Annotated in this window: 3 protein-coding genes; all 3 read right to left on the reverse strand. The window is 70.1% G+C overall.

Going from position 1 to position 2,198, the window contains the following annotated elements:
* On the reverse strand, positions 1 to 135 hold a 135-nt coding region (locus tag EXE44_RS16455), incomplete at its 3' end, for a PHP domain-containing protein (RefSeq protein ID WP_137717949.1).
* Between the two features lie 498 nt (positions 136 to 633).
* Entirely contained in the window at positions 634 to 918 is a 285-nt protein-coding gene (locus EXE44_RS16465) for a hypothetical protein (protein WP_137717951.1), read from the reverse strand.
* Positions 915 to 2,198: Na+/H+ antiporter NhaC family protein (locus EXE44_RS16470; RefSeq protein WP_137717952.1), on the reverse strand; the 1,284-nt coding region annotated here is incomplete at its 5' end. The genes EXE44_RS16470 and EXE44_RS16465, both read right to left, overlap by 4 nt.

Raw genomic sequence — 2,198 nt, forward strand, 5'->3', positions numbered from 1 at the left:
GGCGTCGATCTCGTCGTGGTCGGTGACGGCGAGCGCGTCGAGCCCGACCGCGGCCGCCTGCTCCAAGAGGAGGTCGACCGGGTCGCGCCCGTCGTACGACAGCGCGGAGTGCGCGTGGAGCTCGACCGATAGCACACCCGACGGTTCGAGCGTGGTCATAAAAAGCGCCCCGGTCCGGGCCCGGTTCCCGCGGATTCGCGGCGGCTGAACCCCGTTCCGACGATCTGCTATTTAAAAACACAACTGCGGTGGCGCGTGCCAACGAGCGGCCGCCAGGCCGCGAGGAGCACGCGCGAGGGACGCGGCGACTGGAGCGAAGCGGAGGGAGCCGCGAGGCTGGGGAGGAGTGAGGCTGCGGTTGCGGTGCTGCGGGCGGACTCGAAGGGGCAGTCGCGAGGGCGAAGACGCGCGACGCAAGGACCGCAGGCGCGAACGGAGTGAGCGCCGAGGACCACAGCGAGCGCATCGAGTCCTCGCGGCTGGGGCTTCGGAGATGTTCGTCGTCGCTCCGCAGTCGACTATTTATAAGCGAGCGGCTGAGGGATCAAAAGGGTTCGCCGCAGGTTCGGAAGCGGCGATGTACGGGCGACTCGTCGGAGCGGTGGCCTCGAAAAAATACGTCCTCGATACCGATTAGAACGCGCTCTCGCCCACCGTCTTCCGGTAGGTCGCACGGCCGCTGTGGCTCGTGTCGTCCCACGACTCCACGTCGACGATCACGCGGGTGTTCACCGCGTCCGGCGGCGCGCCCTCGATCCGGAGCGTCGAGTCGCCGATGCGGGCGACGTGGTCACCGCCCTCGCCGGCGCCGCCGCTCCCCTCGCCGGTCACCATCACCTCGAGGACGTCGCCGGCCGCGTAGTCCGGCGTCGGGCCGCGGAACGACCAGCCCGCGAGGAACTTGTCGAAGACGCTCATGCGCGGGACACCTCCTCGGAGACGCGGTCGGGGATGTACTCCCGCCCGAAGCCGGTGATCGCGGCGAGGACGAATATCGCCACGAGGAACCAGCCGTGGAAGACGTACGGGACGACCTCGATGGGGTTGACGACCATCTCGGGGCCGTACTCGGCGCCGAGGCCGTCGGGCCCGACCATCACCTGGTAGCCGACCAGCACGCCGCCGGCCCACGGGAAGATGTAGCCGAGCGCGGAGGTGTTGGCGTCTAAGATGTTCGCGCGCCGGTAGCCGTTGATGTTGAACTTCTCGCCGATGCGGGCAACGTACGGGGCGATCGCGATCTCGGCCGCGGTGTTGATCGTGATCATCCCGTTGATGGTCGCGGTGCCGAGGACCATCGTTAGCTCCGCGCGGCGGACGGTCGTCGCGACGCGGTCGAGGAGGAACGTCTGGATCGCCTCGAAGCCGCCGCCGCGGATCATGATCTGCGCCATCGCGACGATCAGGAGCGTGAGGACGATGAGCGGGAAGAACCCGACCGCGCCGGCGTAGAGGCTCCCGCCGACGCCGGCGGTCTCGCCGACCTCGACGACCGGGAGCCCGGAGAGCGCCCCGGCCTCGGTGACGGTGAAGACGACGATGTCGCTCGCGGCCGAGAGCCCGAAGAGGAGGTTGAACGCGACCGCCACGAGCAGCCCCCACGAGATCGCCTCGACGATGTGGCGGCCGGCGACCGCCGTGGCGATGACGACGGCCATCGAGAGCAGGTGGACCAGCCCGAGGGCGTTCGCGGACTCGCGGAGCGCGGCGGCGCCCTCAAGGTTCACGCCGGCCATGACGGAGCCGGCGATCAGGTACGCGGCGAACGCCGGGACGGCCGCGCCGATCGCGTACTTGAACCGCGAGGCGACGACGCCGCCGATGTCGGCGTCCTGGGTCACCGCGCTCACGATCGTCGTGTCGCTGACGGGCGCGAGGTTGTCGCCGAAGACGGCGCCCGAGAGGATGGCGGCGAACAGCAGCACGGGGTTCGCGCCGATGAGGACGCCGGCCGGGAAGAACAGGGTGACGAACGCGACGGTCGCGCCGTACCCCGTGCCGATCCCGGTCGCCAGCAGGCCGCAGAGGACGAACGCGGCGGCCGGGAACGTCGTCGCGCCGACGTTCAGGGCGTCGGCCGCGAAGATGAGCCCCTCGACGAACCCGCCGACCTGGAGCGTCTCGGCGAACATGCCGGCCCAGAGCCACGCGACGATGGCGGTCGCGGCCACGCGCTGGGTCATCCCCTCGAAGATGGT

It is taken from the genome of Halorubrum sp. SS7, assembly GCF_005435055.1.
GTDB classification, from domain to species: Archaea; Halobacteriota; Halobacteria; order Halobacteriales; family Haloferacaceae; genus Halorubrum; species Halorubrum salinarum.

Bases quoted from the DNA above. Each gene is read 5' to 3' on its own strand.
- EXE44_RS16465 (WP_137717951.1), bottom strand. From the start codon at position 918: ATGAGCGTCTTCGACAAGTTCCTCGCGGGCTGGTCGTTCCGCGGCCCG.